This window comes from Roseitalea sp. (genome assembly GCF_984466335.1).
In genome coordinates, this window is record NZ_CFIFWG010000252.1 from 1 (window position 1) to 2,348 (window position 2,348).

3 protein-coding genes are annotated in these 2,348 nt (G+C 64.9%); all 3 read right to left on the minus strand.

All coding sequences use genetic code 11. The annotated features are described in order from the left end of the window. Positions 1-906, minus strand: a 906-nt coding sequence (locus AC5E6L_RS15205; protein WP_491774427.1) for a family 1 glycosylhydrolase, incomplete at its 3' end; no start/stop codon positions are given. Between the two features lie 2 nt (positions 907-908). Further along, entirely contained in the window at positions 909-1,742 is an 834-nt protein-coding gene (locus AC5E6L_RS15210; RefSeq protein ID WP_491230183.1) for a carbohydrate ABC transporter permease, read from the minus strand. Continuing rightward, a partial coding sequence (locus AC5E6L_RS15215; protein WP_491774429.1) for a carbohydrate ABC transporter permease occupies positions 1,742-2,348 on the minus strand: 607 nt, incomplete at its 5' end. The genes AC5E6L_RS15210 and AC5E6L_RS15215, both read right to left, overlap by 1 nt.

Consider the following 2,348-nt stretch of genomic DNA (forward strand, 5'->3'; position numbering starts at 1 on the left):
GGTCATGGGCGTATAATAGTTCAGGCCCCACCAGTCGAGCGGCTGGGCGATGGTCCGCATGTCGCCGGGCCGGATGCGCAGCTTGTCGCCCAGCGCCGCCATGAAGCTGTCATGATAGGCGCCCTTGAAGATCGGGCCGAAGAAGACGCCATTGTTGAACTGGAAGGCGCGTTCGGCGGCGTCGGTGTCGTCGGCGGCGTCGCTGCCCGGATAGATGGACAGGGCATTGAGCACGATGCCCAGCGGCACGTCGGCGCGCTCGGCCCTGATCGCCTGGATCGCCAGCCCGTGCGCGACATTGAGCGTGTGGGCGGCGGCCATCGCCGCGTCGATGCTGCGCTCGCCGGGCGCGTGCTCGCCGGTCAGATGGCCCAGATAGGTGGAGCACCAGGGCTCGTTGAACGTCGCCAGCGATTGCAGGCGGTCGCCGAAGCGCCGGGCGACGACGGACGCGTAATCGGCGAAGGCATGGGCCGTGTCCCGGTCGGTCCAGCCGCCGCGCCCCGTCAGCGCCAGCGGCAGGTCCCAGTGATAGAGCGTGGCGAAGGCGGCGATGCCGCGCGCGGCCAGCGCGTCGATCATGCGGTCGTAGAAGTCGAGCCCGCGCGCGTTGACCGGTCCGCGTCCGTCCGGGACGATGCGCGGCCAGGCCAGAGAGAAGCGGTAGGCGCCGACGCCGAGCCGTTCGATCAGGTCGAGGTCGCTGTCCAGCAGGTTGTAATGGTCGCAGGCCACATCGCCGGTGTCGCCGTTCCGCACCCGGCCGGGCATGTGCGAGAAGGCGTCCCAGATCGAGGGCTTGCGGCCGTCCTGGGCGGCCGCCCCCTCGATCTGGTAGGCGGAGGTCGCCACGCCGAACACGAAGTCGTCGGAGAAGCGGGCGGCGAGAGCGTGGGCGGAGTGCATGGTCATCCCTTCACGGCGCCGGCGGTCAGGCCGGCCATCATCTGCTTGGAGAAGAACAGGAACGCGACCAGCAGCGGCACCATGGACAGGAAGGTGCCGAGCATGATGGCGCCCCAGGGCGAATTGGCCAGCGACTGCACCGAGCGCAGCGCCAGCGTGAGGACGTATTTGTCCGGCGTCGACAGCACGATCAGCGGCGTCAGGAAGTTGTTCCACAGGCCGATGAACATGACGATGGCGAGCGTCGCCAGCGCCGGCTTGATCAGGGGCAGCACCACCGACCAGTAGATCCGGAAGTCCGAGGCGCCGTCGACCTTGGCCGCGTCCAGAAGATCGCGGGTGATCGACGAGGTCATGTACTGGCGGATCAGGAAGATGCCGAACGCGTTGGCGACGCCGGGGAACCAGAGCGCGAAATGCGTGTCGAGGATGCCCAGGAAGCGCACCGTCAGAAAGAACGGGATCAGCGTCAGCACCGGCGGCACCATCATCGAGGCGATCATGATGCCGAAGATGACGTTCCTGCCTCGGAACCGGTAGGCAAAGAAGCCGTAGGCGCACATCGAGCAGAAGAACACGGCACCGACCGTGCCCAGGATCGACACGTAGAGCGAGTTCCACAGCACCAGCCAGAACGGCATGATCTCCAAAAGCCGCTCATAGTTGGAGATCAGATTGTCGCCGAAATAGAACGGTGGCGGCGATGAATAGATCTCGCTGCGCGTGTGCGTTCCCATCATCGCCACCCACACGAAGGGGAAGATGGTGACGAGGACGCCGACGATCATGACCGTATGTTTGCAGACGGCCGGCAGGTTGCGTTTCAGGGCGGCCATCAGTTGTGGCCCCCCAGCCCCTCGCGGGCGTTGAAGTAGAAATGGACCGAGGTCGCAATGGCGATGAAGGCGAAAAGGATCCAGGAGATCGCCGCCGCCGAGCCCATTTCGAGCCACTCCCAGCCGACCAGATACAGATAATAGGCGGCGGTCAGGCCGGCCTGCGAGACGCCGCCGCTGTCGCCCGCGGTCAGGATGAAGGGCTCCTCGAAAAGCTGAAGATTGCCGATGATGGTCAGCGTCAGCGCAAAGAAGATGAACGGCCGGATCATCGGCAGGGCGACATACCAGAATTGCTGCCAGGCGTTGCAGCCGTCGACCTTGGCCGCGTCGTAAAGGTCCTTGGAAACGGTCAGGAAGCCCGCCGAATAGATGACGATGTTGAAGCCGGTATATTTCCAGACGACCACCATCGCGATGGCCGGCTTGAGCAGGTCCGCGCTGCCCAGCCAGCGGATCGGCATGGCCTCGGGCACCCATGCGAACACAATGCCGACGACCGGAACGCCCGACAGCGCCAGAAGCCACTGGTTCAGGATGCCGTTATTGGCCGAATAGATGGTGTAGAAGATCAGCGAGATGGCCACCGTCGAGGTGATGAAGGGA